Origin of the sequence: Pantoea sp. B65 (assembly GCF_047308185.1) — a bacterium.
Taxonomy (GTDB): Bacteria; Pseudomonadota; Gammaproteobacteria; order Enterobacterales; family Enterobacteriaceae; genus Erwinia.
The window spans coordinates 233,483-250,988 of sequence record NZ_JAHXPU010000036.1 but is presented as its reverse complement, the minus strand read 5'-3'; the positions used below and the strand labels follow the sequence as shown (position 1 = coordinate 250,988).

General features: G+C 48.9%; 17 protein-coding genes and 1 pseudogene. 8 read left to right on the top strand and 10 right to left on the bottom strand.

What is annotated here, in order from left to right:
- The first annotated feature begins 276 nt into the window (after positions 1–276).
- Positions 277–564 (top strand): DUF1330 domain-containing protein, encoded by a 288-nt coding sequence (locus JWF83_RS15460; protein ID WP_413651226.1) that lies wholly within the window; start codon positions 277–279, stop codon positions 562–564.
- Between the two features lie 392 nt (positions 565–956).
- On the opposite strand, the gene yajD is transcribed toward JWF83_RS15460, so the two are convergent.
- From yajD to JWF83_RS15440, 4 genes are all read right to left on the bottom strand, one after another.
- Entirely contained in the window at positions 957–1,304 is a 348-nt protein-coding gene (gene yajD / locus JWF83_RS15455; RefSeq protein WP_413651225.1) for an HNH nuclease YajD, read from the bottom strand.
- A gap of 390 nt (positions 1,305–1,694) precedes the next feature.
- Positions 1,695–2,663: a threonine/serine dehydratase gene (locus JWF83_RS15450; RefSeq protein ID WP_413651224.1), complete on the bottom strand. Its 969-nt coding sequence runs from the start codon at positions 2,661–2,663 to the stop codon at positions 1,695–1,697.
- Positions 2,664–2,949: 286 nt separating this feature from the next.
- Positions 2,950–3,882 carry a pyridoxal-phosphate dependent enzyme gene (locus tag JWF83_RS15445; RefSeq protein WP_413651223.1) on the bottom strand — a complete coding sequence of 311 codons (933 nt, stop codon included), beginning with the start codon at positions 3,880–3,882 and terminating at the stop codon, positions 2,950–2,952.
- 19 nt (positions 3,883–3,901) lie between these two features.
- Positions 3,902–4,297 (bottom strand): RidA family protein, encoded by a 396-nt coding sequence (locus JWF83_RS15440; protein ID WP_413651222.1) that lies wholly within the window; start codon positions 4,295–4,297, stop codon positions 3,902–3,904.
- Between the two features lie 203 nt (positions 4,298–4,500).
- On the opposite strand from JWF83_RS15440, the gene JWF83_RS15435 reads away from it, so the two are divergent.
- Positions 4,501–5,184 carry a transcriptional regulator gene (locus JWF83_RS15435; protein ID WP_413651221.1) on the top strand — a complete coding sequence of 228 codons (684 nt, stop codon included), beginning with the start codon at positions 4,501–4,503 and terminating at the stop codon, positions 5,182–5,184.
- Between the two features lie 144 nt (positions 5,185–5,328).
- On the opposite strand, the gene JWF83_RS15430 is transcribed toward JWF83_RS15435, so the two are convergent.
- Together JWF83_RS15430 and JWF83_RS15425 are read right to left on the bottom strand one after the other, a co-directional pair.
- Positions 5,329–5,646 (bottom strand): DoxX family protein, encoded by a 318-nt coding sequence (locus JWF83_RS15430; protein WP_413651219.1) that lies wholly within the window; start codon positions 5,644–5,646, stop codon positions 5,329–5,331.
- Positions 5,643–6,023, bottom strand: coding sequence for a DUF4267 domain-containing protein (locus JWF83_RS15425; protein WP_413651218.1), 381 nt, complete (start codon positions 6,021–6,023; stop codon positions 5,643–5,645). The genes JWF83_RS15430 and JWF83_RS15425 overlap by 4 nt, the downstream gene beginning before the upstream one ends.
- 104 nt (positions 6,024–6,127) lie before the next feature.
- Between JWF83_RS15425 and JWF83_RS15420 the strand changes: the two genes are divergently transcribed.
- Complete coding sequence (locus JWF83_RS15420; RefSeq protein ID WP_413651217.1) at positions 6,128–6,721, top strand: TetR/AcrR family transcriptional regulator; 594 nt, start codon at positions 6,128–6,130, stop codon at positions 6,719–6,721.
- A 453-nt stretch (positions 6,722–7,174) separates the two neighbouring features.
- Here JWF83_RS15420 and JWF83_RS15415 read toward each other — a convergent pair.
- The 4 genes and pseudogenes from JWF83_RS15415 to silR form a co-directional block, all read right to left on the bottom strand.
- Positions 7,175–7,467: pseudogene (locus tag JWF83_RS15415) on the bottom strand (DUF305 domain-containing protein).
- 146 nt (positions 7,468–7,613) lie between these two features.
- Positions 7,614–8,045 carry a silver-binding protein SilE gene (gene silE / locus JWF83_RS15410; RefSeq protein ID WP_413651216.1) on the bottom strand — a complete coding sequence of 144 codons (432 nt, stop codon included), beginning with the start codon at positions 8,043–8,045 and terminating at the stop codon, positions 7,614–7,616.
- 252 nt (positions 8,046–8,297) lie between these two features.
- The gene (locus JWF83_RS15405; RefSeq protein ID WP_413651215.1) at positions 8,298–9,773 is read right to left on the bottom strand and encodes a Cu(+)/Ag(+) sensor histidine kinase; all 1,476 of its coding nucleotides are present in this window, start codon (positions 9,771–9,773) and stop codon (positions 8,298–8,300) included.
- Positions 9,766–10,446, bottom strand: a complete 681-nt coding sequence (gene silR / locus JWF83_RS15400) for a copper/silver response regulator transcription factor SilR (protein WP_413651214.1) — start codon at positions 10,444–10,446, stop codon at positions 9,766–9,768. The genes JWF83_RS15405 and silR overlap by 8 nt, the downstream gene beginning before the upstream one ends.
- Positions 10,447–10,635: 189 nt before the next feature.
- On the opposite strand from silR, the gene JWF83_RS15395 reads away from it, so the two are divergent.
- The 5 genes from JWF83_RS15395 (at position 10,636) to JWF83_RS15375 (ending at position 17,499) form a co-directional block, all read left to right on the top strand.
- A complete protein-coding gene (locus JWF83_RS15395; RefSeq protein WP_413651213.1) occupies positions 10,636–12,021 on the top strand; it encodes an efflux transporter outer membrane subunit in 1,386 nt (461 codons plus the stop codon).
- Between the two features lie 29 nt (positions 12,022–12,050).
- Positions 12,051–12,404, top strand: coding sequence for a cation efflux system protein CusF (gene cusF / locus JWF83_RS15390; protein ID WP_413651212.1), 354 nt, complete (start codon positions 12,051–12,053; stop codon positions 12,402–12,404).
- A gap of 112 nt (positions 12,405–12,516) precedes the next feature.
- Positions 12,517–13,818 (top strand): efflux RND transporter periplasmic adaptor subunit, encoded by a 1,302-nt coding sequence (locus JWF83_RS15385; RefSeq protein WP_413651211.1) that lies wholly within the window; start codon positions 12,517–12,519, stop codon positions 13,816–13,818.
- Between the two features lie 10 nt (positions 13,819–13,828).
- Positions 13,829–16,975, top strand: a complete 3,147-nt coding sequence (gene silA, locus JWF83_RS15380) for a Cu(+)/Ag(+) efflux RND transporter permease subunit SilA (RefSeq protein WP_413651210.1) — start codon at positions 13,829–13,831, stop codon at positions 16,973–16,975.
- Between the two features lie 83 nt (positions 16,976–17,058).
- Positions 17,059–17,499, top strand: coding sequence for a DUF411 domain-containing protein (locus JWF83_RS15375; RefSeq protein WP_413651496.1), 441 nt, complete (start codon positions 17,059–17,061; stop codon positions 17,497–17,499).
- Positions 17,500–17,506 lie beyond the last annotated feature (7 nt).

Here is a 17,506-nt window from a genome sequence, read left to right as displayed (position 1 = left end):
AATATCGGTCCCATGGCACAAACTCCCGCCGATGCTTCACCTGAAGAGATGTCTTCAGGCGACCTGGAAACCGCACGCCGTTATGGCGCACGTGTTGCAAATATTGCTGCGCAGTTTCACCCACTGAACCCCTAAAGTGGTTGATGTCCCGGCACCATGACGCCGGGCGGCAACGTTGAATTTCAAAGTGTTAAACCCACATTTCCAGCTTAAGTTCACGCCTGTCCATGTGCTTTACGCTGGAATCAAACACCACTTCCGCAGGATAACGAGAAAATGAATAAAGGTTATTTAATCGCTCACGTGACCGTATCAGACGCTGTTGCTTACGCTGAATATGCCAGGGCTGCCGGGGAAGCAATGCAGGACTTTGATCCGAAGATCATTGCCTGGTCCGGAAAATATGAAAACCTTGAGGGAGAATCTTATGAGCGGCATGTCGTTTTGGAGTTCGCTTCTTTTGCCGAGGCGAAACGTTTTTATGAGAGTCCTGCATATCAGGCCGCCAGGGCAATACGTGCCGGTGCTGCCACCGGAACGTTTGTGTTAGTTGAAGGCGCTTAATTTTTCTGCGTAATGCATAAAAAAGAAGCACTGAGGCTGCGCCGGCGCTAAGGGCTGACTGATGCCGGCTCTTAGTGTCAAATGTCATGCTCATCTTTGACATCGCTTCTGACGGCCATTGCGGTTTTCTTTTACGGAAAAAACAGACGGAGATGGCCGTGGATTGGCGTACAGCGCGCCACCAACCGTTGCGGCCAGCGGTACAATCACGGTGTGATAATTTACCGGGAGCCGGTCAGCGGTTTCATAAGGCCTGGCAGAATTGGCCTCTTAGCGAATTTATCGTCCTTATTCAACTTATCATCCCTGGCTGTTCGTTCGCTTTCTGAAAGGTGGCGAATTAAGTCAGCAGGCGGACAAGTCTCCCTGCGAATATCGGGTTGCGACAGAATCTATTTCTTCTTATTAAGCATCGACTTTAAATCGGCAAAGGGATTATAGGTTGCTGCAGCAACATCTTTTTGCGCGTCCTCGCCTGCCACCACGGTGGTGCCGTACTGGTCAGCTTCAGTGTACTTCGAGTGTTCATGGTCATGGCAATACAGACACAATAACTCCCAGTTACTGCCATCTTCCGGGTTATTGCTATGGTCGTGATCGATATGGTGCACCGTTAATTCGCGTAGATTTGAATAAACAAACTCCCGCGAGCAGCGCCCACATACCCACGGATAGATTTTTAGTGCTTTCTCACGATAGCCGCTTTCCAGACGCGTGTAGTTTTTTGGGATCAGTGCCATTGCGATGTTGCCCGTTACAAAATGATAATTTTACGATAGTGCCCCCAATATATCCCAAAATGGAACAGAAGGAGAAATGAAAGCGGCATTGCTGTTGACGGGGTTTCAGCACCCCCCTGGCGTGTTGGCGCACAGTCTTGATAAAGGGGGCCGCTTATTGATGCAAATACTGTACTTATCCTGATACTCACTTCAGGATCAACGGGTATCAAGCTTTATGATTGGCCATGAAAAAAACCACGCAATTGCATGGTTTTTCATTAAGTTATGCCGATTCACGAACGCTTACAGAATGTTCAGTAAAGCGAATGGTAAATGCGCATGCGGGTTCATTTCGTCAGGAAAAAGCCTGGTGATTAGATATACTCTATTGTTTTCATTACATAATACCTAACTAAGATCTCGATGGTTTGCCCACGAATTCATCTCTCGTTGCGTAACGTTCCCCCCACATACGATGAGTCCAATGACCGCATCTTTGGGGAGGTTGGGGATTACAGCGTGAGTTGCGGGAATAAGTGTCCCGGTTGCTGGCTCAACCCACACTCTGGCTTGCTCGCCAAATGAAAGCATGCCTTGTATGGCGTCACTATCCGACACGGTGATGACCTTTTCAATGTAGCGCTGCGCGTGTTCCAGCATGAGGCGGTCAATCACAGGGACGCCAAGGGTTGAAATGGCAGAAGTGATATCCACGTTAACGGAGGTTCCTGCCTTCAATGCCTGGTACATCGAACTGGCTCCCTCAGTTTCTACCCCCCATATCCGGATGTTTGGGTTACTGGATTTCAGTACCGTCGCGATGCCTGCCAGCATTGCACCGCCACCCACCGCAACAAATACATCGGTCAATGAAGGGCAATCTTCCATAAGTTCGAGTGCAAGGGTTCCATATCCTTCCGCGACAAGTGTGTCGCTACAGTCATCGATTATGTGGTATCCCTGTTCTGCAAGTTTTCTGGCCCGTTCAAACGCGGAACTGACATCTTCTTCAAGAATAACAGTGCTACCGGAATGGCGTATTTTTTCAATTGATGAGGCCGGGGCGTTTTGGGGCATAATCACGGTCACGCTTATATCAAGCGCTTTGGCCGCTTCTGCCACTGCGATACCAAAGTTACCGCCACTGACGGTAGCGAAACGGTAATCTTTCAGATTACCGGAAAAAGCGGAAAGCAGGTTCAGCACTCCCCTGGCTTTAAAAGAGCCGCCAGTCTGCAAATTCTCCAGTTTGAGAAACACCTTTCTTCCCAGCATATCCGATAATCCCGTAGACAAGACCGTGGGGGTCCGAATGACCGATTTTTTAATCCTTTCGGCAGCGGCGATAATCGAAGGCAGAGTAATGTAAGTTGCCATCAGTATGTCTCTCATTGAAAGCGAACGGGTAAAAAGAGCATAAGAAAATCAAGGGGATAATGTCCCCCTTCGATTAAGGATAGCTTTGCATCGATCTGTTGAACTCACATCGAAAAGCGCACAGAGAAACTAAACAGCTTCAGATACCTTTCCCGGTCCTTATTAAGCCTTTCGGGATGGGACTGTTTAATGATACGTACTCAGTCCGACTAAAAGGTAGAGGGCGGGCATGCCTATGATGGTGCAGATGACAATGCGTCGCTCAGGGTGACTTTTTTCTGGCATCTCAACTTCCTTTGATATTCAGCCTGGCTGACATCTGTACCAACTGCTCCAGTGTTGTCGTTGCGCCGCCGCAGACAATCACCAGGATGTTACTGAAGGAGTCCAGAGCCGCATTTTTTTCATAAACACTCGCCAGAGCAGCCCCGCAGGCAGGCTCTGTGAGCACCCGGTGATCGTCTGCAAAATTCAGACAGGCGCTAACTGCACTAATGTCTGTCACCAGAGCACTAATCACGGGACGGGTACGAGAATACTCAGCCGCTTTATCACAAACCCGCTTTGCACCAAGAGAGGTGGCGACCGTACTTATGGCGTCTATCTCAACTGGCCGGCCAGCAGTCGCGGCGGCATGAAATGATGCCGCACCCTCCGTTTCCACGGCTATCACAGGCACGTCAGCCAGGCCGTTTCGCTCCAGTCCCTCAAGGACGCCGCACATCAGGCCACCGCCCCCGACCGACAACACCACAGCATCAGGCAACAGTCCGCACGCAACCACTTCATCAATCATGGTCGCATGGCCTTTCCACAAAAGAGGATCATCAAACGGATGGATAAACGCGTCCGTTTCTCCGACCATTGTGCTGGCCAACTGATTTGCTTCCTGCCAGGAACTTCCATGAACCACGACGTCAGCCTGCTCAAGACGCAGCAGTTCTATTGCACGCTTTGAGGTAGTCTCAGGAACGACAACCCTCACCGGGATATTCAGCATGCGACCTGCATAGGCCACCGCCAGGCCAGCATTTCCCCCGGATGAAGAAATAAAACTGCGTGCGCCGTTTTTATAATATTTCTGGCACGCAAGACCAACGCCCCGGATTTTGAACGAGCCGGAAGGCTGCAGTGCATCCATTTTAAGCCACACGTTGCGGCCAGTAATCTGACCCAGGGACCGGGAGTGAATAAGTGGGGTATTGATATGTAATTGCATTGTCTACGTCCGTTGATTGTTAGCGTTCGCCATCATAAATCGGCTTTCCCGCGAGTGCCTGGACCTCAATTTCCACGTCCAGATCGAACGCCAGCCTGGTGCTGACAACGGAACGGGACGGAAATCCGTGCTTAAACCATTTGGTATAAGCGCGGTTGAATTCCTGGAAATGCGCCATATCAGAAAGCCAGACAGTGACTTTGAATATGTTGTCAAATCCGGAGTTCAACTCCTCAAGCGTTTGCGAGATGTTGCCCAGAATAGTGTCAGTCTGGGTGGCCACACTTCCGTATATAGGCTCGGCCTGCGCTGTCATTGAAACCTGTCCCGACAGATACAGTATGCCGTTAACTTCCGTCGCAGTGGCGAAAGGAAACGGGAGCGTGCTGTTGTATCGTCTGATTGCGTCGTTCATTTGTACCTCTTGCTGTACGCTGCCCGTAAGGACAGTTGAAGATATAACATATCAACAGAAAGTATAAATATCAACATTATGTTTAATTTGTGATACACTCAGTTGCACAGGCAAGCAGGAGGTTGGCAATCAGGTGCGTCCTATTATTACGAACTGTATGACCAGCTTATATACTCATGCCAGCTGTTAAACGGAGCGCATTTATGCCAGACAAACAAGCAAACACAAAAGATAAATTAATCAGCGAAATGAGCGCGGTTATGGAGGCGCTTGCTTCTGTTTCCGGCCAGCATATGGAAATCGTGCTGCACGATCTGGAGCGTCCTGAAGCGTCAGTGCTCAGGATTGTTAACGGTCACGTTTCCGGAAGGCAGGTGGGGAGTTCTCTTCTTGATGGACCGGAAAACGATATGGGATTTATGGGGCTTATGGATCAGGAAATTTCGCCAGAGAAGTCTGACCCCTCAGTATTTACCAACTATCACTCGGTCGGCCCGAAGGGCAGATCGCTGCGCAGCTCAACGGTGCTTTTTAGGGACTTGAACGGGAAAGCAACGCTCTCCCTGTGCTTCAATGCTGATTACAGTGCTGTGGAAGCAACCCGTGAGGCGCTTGCCCAATTGATACCGGCTGTCAGCGTGTCCGAGGACAGCAAAACGGGGCTTGAAACAAAAATGAATGAAATTATCCGCACCTGCATTCCGCCGACAGGACAGCTGCGCACGGGCGCAACAAAAAAAGAGAAAGTTGAGATCGTCCGCCAGATGCAGGAGAAAGGGCTGTTTATTGTACGCGGCGGCGTGGAGATGGCTGCGAGAGTGCTCGGGGTTTCTCGGTACACTGTTTACAACTATCTTGATGAAATCAAAAATAGCTCGCAGCCGTGAAGGCAGGCCTCACTTTTGAATGTAATTTGTGATGTCCGCTCCTGGCACGAAGCAGCCCACAAAAACGATTTCGATGGGCTGCTATAAGTGTGAAGCGGAAGTTGATGCTGGTTTGGTCATCCATTTACGTCATGCAGGGCCCCTTTAGCTTTTGAGCCACACCGTCAGTAACAGAACTGCATATACCGCAGCAGGAATCAGATGTCTGAATTCCCGGAAGCGCACGAGGGTCACCAGCGCGGCAGCGATAATTACGGTTCCGAGCGTGAGGCCTGCCAGGAAACTTCCGGAATATATCAACATGCCCGCGCAGCAAATTTCCAGTATGCCTGTCAGCTTTCCCCACCATTCTGGATAGCCCCAACGTGCGAAGTCTCGCCGTGTAGACTGGGTTCCGATCGCATTGACCATTCCTGCAAGGAAAAATGCCGCGGCCAGTATCCAGATCAATAAGGTGGTCATAAATAAATACCCGCAGTTAACGCAGTGAGTCCGCTCATAATCATTACTGCTGCTGTCAGACCATGTATACCGAGCGCTTTAGCTGCAGAGCCTCTGGCCGCGAGGATCGTAAGCATATCGCCTGTAGGTATCGCTGCCGCAATTATTAGTAACGCCCCTGTCTCATGTGCCGAACCCCATACAACACTGGCTATTACCAATAACCCCATAGTCAAATCGCGTACGCCTTTTAGCCGGAGCCACCAGGTAGTGTTGGGGCCTGTGTCAGGAAGCGGCAGCCCAAAACTGGGCGTTATAGCGCGAGGGTTAACAATATAGAAGAGACCGATTCCGATTACAGCTATGGCGATGACTGCTGAAATACCTGTCGAAAGCATGACGTTAACTCCAGTGAGTGGAAATGCGCTTGGTGTGTAGCATTGGAATTTAAACTAGCATTGCTATATTTTCAAGTGATGATATTATTTATTTCAAGTTGGCAATGTATCAGGATAAAGAGTTGAGTGTTACAGACAGAAAAACCAGGCAGAGGGCTGAGCGTGAAGCGTTAATCATCACTGTGACGCGCGAAATAGCAGAACGGGAAGGGTGGAATGCCGTCACTATCCGGCGCCTTGCGGAGGAGATCGAATATAGTCAGCCGGTACTCTATTCGCATTTTCAGAACCGCGACGCTATCGTTGCGGCGGTAGCCCTTCAGGGTTTTGGCGAGCTGGCTGAAGCACTCAGCAAGACGGCTGAATCGGCTAAGAGCTCTGACGCGTCTATTAAGTCCGTTGCTTATGCCTACCTCGATTTTGCGCTCTCCCGACCAGCGCTTTATGAGGCTATGTTTGTGTTGCCATCCGAATTGCTTTTTGCTCAATCAGACACTAAGCCCCAGCTGAAAGCTGCTTTCTCCGTCCTGGTGGAAACCGTTTCACCTTATGGCGGTGTTCCTCAGGATGTGGCAGAGACTTACTGGGCGGCACTCCATGGATTGTCTGAACTCGAGCGATCCGGCAGGATAAGATCGGAGTCTCGCGATCGGCGAGTCAACATATTGGTTAAGGCAATCAGTAGCGGACAGCCTTGATAGTGTAAGCATCCCGGTAAACCGGACCATTCACATTTAGAGATCTTCCGGCATAATTGTACTCACCTAAAATGAAGATGGAAACTGATGGTACTTATCCCCTTACATCATTTCCATTTGTGCGTCATTTTGACGTGCTTGCAACCGTAACATACGGAGAGGGGATTTGGGCTGGTGTTCAGGTTGCATGGGGTTTTTCGATGCAGATAGGGAGCGTTATGGAATAGCTCTATGCGCTTCTGCGACCACGACTGGTATTTTATAATCTATGTATATCGCAGATAATTAAGATGTATCTTTAATAAAAAACCCGAAATAAATCGGGTTTTGATTACTTTATGATTACCAAGTTCCTGTGCCCAGGAATATATTTATATTGCTCTGAATTTTGGTTATCAGGAACATTTATTTATGACTTCTGATTCGTTTATTTATCTGATCGATTTCGCTTTTTTATGCTTTTATAATGTCTTGTGTAAGCTTTCTCATTTCGGGGTCCTTTCCATATTTGAGCTCGGTTTCAGCCATTTCTATCGCACCTTGTGATGCGCAATCATGCCTTTAGCAAACGCTTTATCAGCATCAGGTTATTTAACGGCAGTCATCATTTTTTCATGCATGTCTTTCATTCCAGTCATATATTACTGCGATGATGCCATATCAGACATGTTCATCCCGGAGTGTTCGGCGGATATCGCTGGCATGGATAACATCAATATAACAAAAAGAGAGTTTTTGATTTTCATAAAATAAATCCTTTTTTAGATGCGCACCAGGTAATTGTAGCTGAGAGAGATAAAAAGCCCCCTGATGGGGGGGAAATATAGCCACATATTCGGTCAAGAAAAAATCTATCAAGGAAAGGGTAACAGCATGCTCATTACAGTTGAATTCAGCTGGCTTTGATCATACCACGGTGAGTTTCGGCTATAGCCTGATGCGGTCCGGACTGACCGTTCTTCATGGTTTCATGGGCAACTGCAGCCCTTTCATGTTCATCCATAGCTGCGAAGGAGACTGACGGGCGGGTATTGCTAACGGAGTCAGTTCCCATCATCTTCTGGTGATTTTGCACCATTTTCTGGTGTGTATCAGCCGAGCCATTATTCATGGTCTTATGAGCAATAATGGCCTGTTCATGCTGATTCATACCGACTGTCTGTGGTGCTGAGCCCTGGATCGCGGAAGGAACCAAAGCCGACTGCATCTGGTGAGCCGGAGCCTGTGCATTATTGACACTCTCATGAATATTAACGGTCTCAGTGGCCCAGGTCGTGGAAATTAAGCCAAGACCTAAAACAGATGCTAATACGATATTTTTCATGGTAATTCTCCATTGCTTAATTAATAATGTCCGGTAACTGTGGTCAATGCTTTCAGTTTCAGAAGCTAATGATACTGCTCAGACCTTATTTTACCGGGCGGCTGGCTGTATATTCATCTCATGGGGTACTATTGATGACCCGTATTGATGAAGTAATTCAGCCTTACAGATAAGTTGTACTGATTATATCGAATAGCTTCTGTTTACCGCGTGACAACCTGATGACATCTTTGTCATTTTTATTCCTGAAAATCAGTGCTGACTTGCCGGGTTTATGGTATCCAGTCTTGGTACTGATAATATGAAGCGTGTCGAATGAACATCGGATTCCACGTGGACTTTTCCGTGATGTGCGGCCACAATTGATTTCACAATGGCAAGACCTATACCGCTGCCTTCTCCTTTTCGTTGCCTGGATGGATCCACCCGATAAAAGCGGTCAAACAGTCTTGGCAAATGTTCTTCAGGGATAGGTTTTCCCGGATTTTCGACTATCAGGTCAAAATAGCTTTCCTGTTCTCTAATCGAGACGGTCACTGCTTGTCCCTGCGGTGTATAGCGCAATGCATTGGATAACAGGTTATTGATTGCTCTTCTGAACATCTGTGGATCCCCTTCTATCAGGCAGGGTACACCGTTGAACTTCAGCATGATGTTGCGTTCTTCCGCCCAGGCTTCAAAGAAATCAAAGACTTTAATGACCTCCGTACTCAAATCAAACATTACCCGGTCAGAGATCAACTGATTATTGTCAACCTGTGCAAGGAAAAGCATATCGCTGACCATCTTTGTCATCCGGTTGTACTCTTCGAGGCTGGAGTACAGGACATCCTCGAGCTCCTTCTGTGTCCGGTCCTGACTCAGCGCAATTTCAGTTTGCGTCACCAGATTGGTGATAGGGGTTCTGATTTCGTGCGCGATATCTGCAGAGAAATTGGCCTGGCGGGTAAAGACATCCTCAATTTTTTCAATCATGTGATTGAAAGAGATTACCAGCTGTTCCAGCTCAATGGGAACTCGCGACGGTTCAAGCCTGGCATCAAGATTCTCAGAGGTGATATTTTTAATGGCATTGCTGACGTTACGCAGGGGCAAATGCCCCTGGCGAACTGCAATCCGAATAATGAGAATAATTAGCAGGCTGATGACAGTGGCCATTGCAACCAGATTCTTTTTCAGCGCATCGATGTAGTGAAGATGAAAATTAATGGAGAGCCCGATAAGCATGACGTAGTTCTGGTTTTTCCCTTGAAATGCCGTCACCCCTGATGAGGCGATTATCCTGTACGTTTCCATTTTCATATCAGGGGGTGAGAGCATCGGCCGGGCAGGAGCCTCCACAGTCCAGAGAAAAACATCCCGTGCGCGACTGTGCTCGCTAAAGTCTGCCGTATTCACGGCCGGGCGTAATGCTGCCCCTTGTGCCGAACTGAACAATACCTCTCCCAGGGGATTAAGAAGCAGAACGGCAACGTTGCGGTAACTGGCAATCGATTCCTCTAGTTTGCTTATCTTTTTCTCATCAGAATCTGCCGGCGACTGCAGTATACCGTGCATTGTAGTGCTGATTTGTTGTAGGTCGCTGACATCCTGCTCGGCAAAATGATTCTCAACGGAATGCAACATAAACCAGGTAAATGCGATAAACGCCAGTATCGTGGACAGGCTGATAAAAAAGGTCAGCCTCAGGGCAAGGGAGAAAGGGCGCCTGGAGGGCGTATTACGCATCCGGGACCTCCAGCATGTAACCCACGCCGCGAACCGTCTGGATCAGCTTTGGCTCGTAATCATTGTCTATTTTAGCGCGAAGCCGCTTTACCGCGACGTCGATTGCGTTCGTGTCACTGTCAAAATTCATGTCCCAGACTTGGGATGCTATCAGAGATCGGGGCAACACTTCTCCCTGATGACGAATGAAAAACTCCAGCAGGCTGAACTCTTTACTGGTCAACAGAATACGGTTTCCCGCCCTGTTAACCTTTCTCGATACAAGATCAAGCGTCAGATCGGCAACCTTAAACTGGCTTTCAGATATCACTGTATTGCCACGACGCAGGAGGGTTCTGACACGAGCCAGAAGTTCAGCGAATGCAAATGGTTTAACCAGATAATCATCTGCACCAAGCTCAAGTCCCTTGACCCGATGCTCGATAGTACCGAGGGCAGACAGTAATAAAACCGGCATACCCTTACCCGCTGTACGCAGCATACGTATAATATCCCAGCCATTCACATCCGGGAGCATGATATCCAGAATCAGCAAATCATATTCTGCTGTCATGGCGAGATGATATCCGGTCAGACCGTTGTCGGCGTGATCCACCACGAACCCGGCCTCGGTAAGTCCCTTGCTGAGATACTCACCTGTTTTGATTTCATCTTCAACGATCAGTATTTTCATCTTATCCCCTATAAGCCTTCCCCTGCCATTCTAGTGAGCGTAAGTCCGTTATCAACGGTTTAAATTAAAAATGACAACATTGTCATTATCTTGTCACCCGCCAAACAGAGTGCTTTCGTTAAAGTAGCCTTATCATTTTTACGGATATCATTTGAACCATTTATCAGGGCTGCCTGGACGAGAAACGACATGTTCAAATTAAAACTACTTAGCATCAGCACGATATTCATTCTGGCAGGTTGCGTCTCACTGACACCTGAGTATCAGCGCCCGGCAGCACCGGTACCACAGCAGTTTTCCCTTTCCCGCAACAGCATGACACCAGCGGTAAATGGCTATCAGGACTCCGGATGGCGTAACTTTTTTGTCGCCCCCCAGGTTACCCGCTTGATCACTGAAGCATTGAATAATAACCGTGATTTGAGAATGGCCGCCCTGAAGGTTGAAGAGGCCCGGGCTCAGTTTAACGTTACGAATGCGGATCGTTATCCCCAACTGAATACATCATCAGATATTACTTACAGCGGTGGTCTGAAAAGTGACAAGCCGACAACTCAACAGTACGAAGCTGGATTGGATCTCAGCTATGAACTCGATTTTTTCGGCAAACTCAGGAATATGAGCGAGTCTGACAGACAGAACTATTTTGCCAGTGAAGAAGCCCGTCGTGCCGTACACATCCTGCTCGTATCTAACGTTTCACAGAGCTATTTCAGTCAGCAACTTGCTTATGAGCAACTCCGTATCGCGCGGGAAACGCTGAAAAATTATGAACAGTCCTATGCTTTCGTCGAGCAACAACTGGTAACCGGGAGTACAAATGTTCTGGCTCTTGAACAGGCTCGGGGGCAAATTGAAAGCACCCGCGCAGAGATTGCAAAAAGAGAAGGCGATCTGGCACAGGCAAATAATGCACTGCAGCTTGTTCTGGGAACGTATCGTGCGCTTCCGTCAGAAAAGGGGATGAAAGACAACGATATCAAGCCAGTAAAACTGCCACCAAATCTTTCATCACAAATTCTGCTTCAGCGCCCTGATATTATGGAGGCAGAATATCAACTGAAAGCAGCTGATGCCAATATTGGCGCTGCGCGTGCTGCCTTTTTCCCGTCTATTACCCTGACAAGTGGTCTTTCAGCAAGCAGTACGGAGTTGTCCAGCCTCTTCACGTCTGCTAGCGGGATGTGGAATTTTATTCCTAAAATTGAAATCCCTATATTTAATGCCGGCAGGAACAAAGCCAATCTGAAACTGGCTGAAATTCGCCAGCAACAGTCGGTTGTCAATTACGAACAAAAAATTCAGTCAGCATTTAAGGAAGTTGCCGACACGCTCGCACTGCGAGATAGCATCAGCCAGCAACTTGCCTTTCAGCAGCGTTATCTTAACTCGCTACAGATAACCCTTCAGCGTGCCAGAGGATTATATTCCAGTGGTGCCGTTAGTTACATTGAAGTGCTTGATGCGGAACGCTCACTGTTCGCAACGCAGCAAGCCATTCTCGACCTTATTTATTCCCGGCAGGTCAATGAAATTAATCTGTTCACCGCATTGGGTGGCGGTTGGGTAGAGTAAATTTATTTAATCAATCAGGAAATTAAAAAATGCGTAATTCACTTAAAGCGATTTTATTTGGTGCTCTCTCGGTGATCTTCTCTGCTGGCATCTATGCAGAAGAACATCAGCACGGTGAAATGAATACTGCTGGTGACACCGTGCTACAGCAAATTATCAAGGGGACGGGTGTTGTAAAAGACATTGATCTTAACAGTAAAAAAATCACCATTTCCCATGAAGCGATCCCTGCGATCGGCTGGCCTGCAATGACCATGCGTTTCACCTTTATTAATGCTGATGAAAGTATTACTGCCCTGAAAGCTGGCAGCCATGTTGATTTTTCTTTTATTCAGCAAGGAAATATCTCTTTGCTCAAAAGCATTAAAGATACGCAGTCCTGATTACAGTCTGGAGAGAATACATCCTGTGTGTCTGAATATTCATAAAGTTATCTCTATGAATTAACAATCAGGTGCATATGCCAGGGGTTTTGTTTTTTTAGCGGAAAATTGTATGGCTTCTTTAAAGATAAAATATGCTGCAACGATTATCAGCAGCCTCATAGCAGGAGGGTTGATATCTGTTACTGCTTATCATTATGTAAACTCTTCTGAAAAAGCAGTGAAAACCGAAAAGACAGAAAAGATGGTATCGGAGCGAAAGGTTCTTTTCTGGTATGACCCAATGAAACCAGATACCAAATTTGATAAACCCGGTAAATCACCCTTTATGGATATGGATCTGATTCCAAAATATGCTGATGAAAACGGCGAGAAAAGCAGTGACGGTATTCGTATTGATCCGACACAGGTTCAGAACCTTGGATTAAAAACGCAAAAAGTTACACGCGGAACGCTGAATTATTCCCAGACGATCCCAGCCAATGTTAGTTATAACGAATATCAGTTTGTCATTGTGCAGGCGCGTTCTGACGGCTTCGTTGAAAAAGTGTATCCCCTGACGATTGGGGATCATGTGAAAACGGGTACCCCGCTTATCGATATAACCATTCCGGAATGGGTGGAGGCACAAAGTGAGTTTCTCCTGTTATCTGGTACCGGAGGTACGTCCACGCAAATTAAAGGGGTACTGGAACGGCTTCGTCTGGCAGGCATGCCGGAAGAGGATATCCAGAGGCTGCGTTCAACCCGGAATATCCAGACCCGCTTTACCATTAAGGCACCTATAGATGGCGTCATTACTGCATTTGACCTGCGTACTGGAATGAATATTTCGAAAGATAAAGTAGTGGCACAGATACAGGGAATGGATCCGGTCTGGATCAGTGCAGCAGTCCCGGAATCCATCGCATATCTGCTGAAAGACACATCACAGTTTGAAATTTCAGTACCGGCTTATCCGGACAAAACATTCCATGTTGAAAAATGGAACATTCTTCCCAGCGTGGATCAGACAACCCGCACGCTGCAGGTACGTCTGCAGGTGAGTAACAAGGACGAGCTACTTAAGCCGGGTATGAATGCGTATCTGAAACTGAATACGCGAAGCCAGGAAATGCTGCTGATACCCAGCCAGGCCGTGATAGATACCGGTAAAGAACAGCGCGTGATTACTGTTGATGATGAGGGCAGGTTTGTGCCGAAAAAGATCCATGTTCTGCACGAATCACAGCAACAGTCTGGTATCGGTGCCGGGCTGAACGAAGGGGATACCGTGGTAGTCAGCGGTCTGTTCCTGATTGACTCAGAAGCCAATATTACCGGTGCGCTGGAGCGTATGCGTCATCCTGAAAAAACGGAAGACGCAATGCCGGCAATGTCTGACCAGCCCGTCAACGTACATTCAGGACACTGAGGATACGACGATGATTGAATGGATTATCCGGCGGTCAGTCGCCAACCGTTTCCTGGTCATGATGGGAGCCCTGTTTCTCAGCATCTGGGGAGCCTGGACTATCATCAACACCCCTGTGGATGCGCTGCCCGATCTGTCTGATGTGCAGGTGATTATCAAAACCAGCTATCCTGGCCAGGCTCCGCAGATTGTTGAAAACCAGGTCACGTATCCGCTCACCACCACCATGCTGTCGGTGCCGGGCGCAAAGACCGTGCGCGGTTTTTCTCAGTTCGGTGACTCCTATGTGTATGTCATTTTTGCCGATGGTACCGATCTGTACTGGGCCCGCTCCCGTGTCCTGGAATACCTTAATCAGGTACAGGGGAAACTGCCTGCCGGCGTAAGCTCTGAAATTGGGCCTGATGCCACCGGCGTGGGCTGGATATTTGAATATGCCCTGGTCGATCGCAGCGGAAAACACGATCTTTCGGAACTGCGCTCCCTGCAGGACTGGTTCCTGAAATTTGAACTGAAAACCATCCCGAATGTTGCAGAGGTTGCGTCGGTTGGTGGCGTAGTGAAGCAGTATCAGATCCAGGTAAATCCGGTAAAGCTGACCCAGTACGGCATCAGCCTGCCTGAAGTTAAACAGGCTCTTGAATCGTCTAACCAGGAAGCGGGTGGCTCATCCGTTGAAATCGCGGAAGCGGAGTATATGGTCCGGGCCAGCGGATATCTCCAGACCATTGATGATTTCAATAACATCGTCCTGAAAACCGGAGAGAACGGGATCCCGGTTTATCTGCGTGATGTTGCCCGCATACAGACCGGTCCGGAAATGCGGCGCGGGATAGCAGAGCTTAACGGTCAGGGAGAAGTCGCCGGCGGCGTCGTGATCCTGCGTTCGGGTAAAAATGCGCGGGAAGTTATCACGGCCGTAAAAGATAAACTGGAGACGCTGAAGGCCAGCCTGCCTGAAGGTGTAGAGGTTGTGACCACCTATGATCGCAGCCAGTTAATCGACCGGGCCATTGACAATCTGAGTTATAAGCTCCTTGAAGAGTTCATTGTTGTTGCCATTGTCTGTGCGCTATTTCTCTGGCATGTCCGTTCTGCACTGGTGGCGATTATTTCTCTGCCACTTGGCCTGTGCATCGCCTTTATCGTCATGCACTTCCAGGGGCTGAACGCCAATATTATGTCACTGGGCGGGATCGCGATTGCCGTCGGGGCGATGGTGGATGCGGCCATCGTCATGATTGAAAATGCGCATAAACGGCTGGAAGAGTGGGACCATCAGCATCCCGGTGCGCAGATTGACAACGCCACCCGCTGGAAGGTCATCACCGATGCATCCGTGGAAGTTGGCCCTGCGCTGTTTATCAGTCTGCTGATCATCACCCTGTCGTTCATTCCTATTTTTACCCTGGAAGGTCAGGAAGGGCGCCTGTTTGGTCCACTGGCCTTTACGAAGACGTATTCCATGGCAGGTGCGGCCGCGCTGGCAATTATCGTCATCCCGATTCTGATGGGATTCTGGATCCGGGGAAAAATACCAGCGGAGACCAGTAATCCACTCAACCGATTATTGATTAAAGCGTATCACCCGTTACTACTCAGGGTACTCCACTGGCCAAAAACAATCCTGCTGGTTGCGGCCTTATCCATTTTTACGGTTATCTGGCCGCTAAGTCAGGTTGGCGGTGAGTTTCTGCCGAAGATCAACGAGGGGGACCTGCTGTACATGCCGTCAACGTTACCTGGCGTGTCGCCGGCAGAGGCTGCGGCGCTCTTACAGACTACGGACAAGTTAATCAAAACCGTTCCTGAAGTGGCCTCAGTCTTTGGCAAGACCGGGAAGGCCGAGACCGCAACGGATTCCGCCCCACTTGAAATGGTGGAAACCACAATTCAGCTGAAACCTGAAGATCAATGGCGGCCAGGCATGACGATTGACAAGATTATTGACGAACTGGATAAGACGGTCCGTTTGCCGGGCCTGGCTAACCTCTGGGTTCCCCCTATCCGTAACCGTATTGATATGCTCTCTACCGGGATTAAAAGCCCGATAGGTATCAAGGTGTCAGGTACCGTTCTGTCGGATATCGATGCGACAGCACAGAGTATTGAGGCGGTAGCCAAAACCGTGCCGGGTGTAGTGTCTGCTCTGGCAGAACGTCTGGAAGGTGGGCGCTACATTGACGTGGATATCAACCGGGAAAAAGCTTCCCGGTACGGTATGACGGTCGGCGATGTTCAGCTTTTCGTCTCCTCAGCCATCGGTGGCGCGATGGCAGGCGAAACGGTGGAAGGCGTGGCCCGGTATCCGATTAATATCCGCTACCCGCAGGATTACCGGAACAGCCCGCAGGCCCTGAGGCAGATGCCGATCCTGACACCGATGAAGCAGCAAATTACGCTGGGTGATGTCGCTGACATTCGTGTCGTTTCCGGACCCACCATGCTGAAAACGGAAAATGCCCGGCCTGCCAGCTGGATTTATATAGATGCGCGCGGCAGGGACATGGTGTCTGTGGTAAACGACATTAAGACGGCTATCAGCCAGCAGGTGAAGCTGAGACCGGGTACCAGTGTGTCTTTTTCAGGGCAGTTTGAACTTCTGGAACATGCCAATAAAAAACTGAAACTGATGGTACCGATGACAGTGATGATCATTTTCATTCTGCTGTACCTGGCATTCCGTCGCGTTGATGAAGCGTTGCTTATTCTAATGAGTCTGCCGTTCGCACTCGTCGGTGGGATATGGTTCCTCTACTGGCAGGGCTTCCATATGTCTGTGGCGACCGGAACCGGTTTTATCGCGCTGGCGGGGGTGGCGGCAGAATTTGGGGTGGTCATGCTGATGTACCTGCGTCATGCCATTGAAGCGCACCCGGAATTGTCCCGCAAGGAAACGTTCACGGCAGAAGGTCTTGATGAAGCCCTTTACCATGGTGCCGTGCTGCGTGTCCGGCCAAAAGCCATGACCGTGGCGGTTATCATTGCAGGCCTGTTACCCATACTCTGGGGTACCGGTGCGGGCTCAGAAGTTATGAGCCGGATTGCGGCGCCTATGATTGGTGGGATGATCACGGCTCCGCTGCTCTCCCTGTTTATTATTCCTGCTGCCTACAAATTAATCTGGCTACGCAGACATAAAGCAAGCGTGTCCTGACACTGAAAGGACACCCATCACGGGTGTCCTTTTGAACACATTCGCCCACATCATGTTCGTATTGAAAATATACAGAGGTAATGATGAAAAAAGCGGTTTTAATGGCCCTGGCTCTCGCCCTTTCACTGCCGGCAATGGCGAGTGAAAAAGTAATAGAAATGTACAAGTCTGAAAATTGCGGATGCTGCTCGTCATGGGGCACAGCGATGGGAAAAGACGGGTTTGAAGTGAGAACGCACGTCATGAATGATCAGGCGCTGTCAGCCCTGAAAGATAAGTATTCTATTCCTGCAGGACTAAGAAGTTGCCATACGGCGGTTGCAGGTCATTTGATTATTGAAGGCCATGTGCCTGCGACAACGATACATAAGGCAATGCAGTCTGGTTCGGATATATACGGTCTCGCCACCCCCGGCATGCCAGCAGAAGGTCCGGGAATGGAGATGGGGGCCCGAAAAGAGGCTTATGATGTTATTGCCTTCGCACCGGATGGAAGTAAGAACGTCTTCCAGCGAATCGAATAGACGCTGA

What these genes read in the sequence shown, in the direction of transcription:
- JWF83_RS15395 (WP_413651213.1), top strand. Translation starts at nt 10,636, where the DNA reads ATGTTCAAATTAAAACTACTTAGCATCAGCACGATATTCATTCTGGCA.
- JWF83_RS15385 (WP_413651211.1), top strand. Translation starts at nt 12,517, where the DNA reads ATGGCTTCTTTAAAGATAAAATATGCTGCAACGATTATCAGCAGCCTC.
- JWF83_RS15450 (WP_413651224.1), bottom strand. Translation starts at nt 2,663, where the DNA reads ATGGCAACTTACATTACTCTGCCTTCGATTATCGCCGCTGCCGAAAGG.
- JWF83_RS15435 (WP_413651221.1), top strand. Translation starts at nt 4,501, where the DNA reads ATGCCAGACAAACAAGCAAACACAAAAGATAAATTAATCAGCGAAATG.
- JWF83_RS15375 (WP_413651496.1), top strand. Translation starts at nt 17,059, where the DNA reads ATGAAAAAAGCGGTTTTAATGGCCCTGGCTCTCGCCCTTTCACTGCCG.
- JWF83_RS15430 (WP_413651219.1), bottom strand. Translation starts at nt 5,646, where the DNA reads ATGACCACCTTATTGATCTGGATACTGGCCGCGGCATTTTTCCTTGCA.
- cusF (WP_413651212.1), top strand. Translation starts at nt 12,051, where the DNA reads ATGCGTAATTCACTTAAAGCGATTTTATTTGGTGCTCTCTCGGTGATC.
- JWF83_RS15445 (WP_413651223.1), bottom strand. Translation starts at nt 3,882, where the DNA reads ATGCAATTACATATCAATACCCCACTTATTCACTCCCGGTCCCTGGGT.
- silA (WP_413651210.1), top strand. Translation starts at nt 13,829, where the DNA reads ATGATTGAATGGATTATCCGGCGGTCAGTCGCCAACCGTTTCCTGGTC.
- JWF83_RS15405 (WP_413651215.1), bottom strand. Translation starts at nt 9,773, where the DNA reads ATGCGTAATACGCCCTCCAGGCGCCCTTTCTCCCTTGCCCTGAGGCTG.
- JWF83_RS15460 (WP_413651226.1), top strand. Translation starts at nt 277, where the DNA reads ATGAATAAAGGTTATTTAATCGCTCACGTGACCGTATCAGACGCTGTT.
- JWF83_RS15425 (WP_413651218.1), bottom strand. Translation starts at nt 6,023, where the DNA reads ATGCTTTCGACAGGTATTTCAGCAGTCATCGCCATAGCTGTAATCGGA.
- JWF83_RS15420 (WP_413651217.1), top strand. Translation starts at nt 6,128, where the DNA reads ATGTATCAGGATAAAGAGTTGAGTGTTACAGACAGAAAAACCAGGCAG.
- silR (WP_413651214.1), bottom strand. Translation starts at nt 10,446, where the DNA reads ATGAAAATACTGATCGTTGAAGATGAAATCAAAACAGGTGAGTATCTC.
- JWF83_RS15440 (WP_413651222.1), bottom strand. Translation starts at nt 4,297, where the DNA reads ATGAACGACGCAATCAGACGATACAACAGCACGCTCCCGTTTCCTTTC.
- yajD (WP_413651225.1), bottom strand. Translation starts at nt 1,304, where the DNA reads ATGGCACTGATCCCAAAAAACTACACGCGTCTGGAAAGCGGCTATCGT.
- silE (WP_413651216.1), bottom strand. Translation starts at nt 8,045, where the DNA reads ATGAAAAATATCGTATTAGCATCTGTTTTAGGTCTTGGCTTAATTTCC.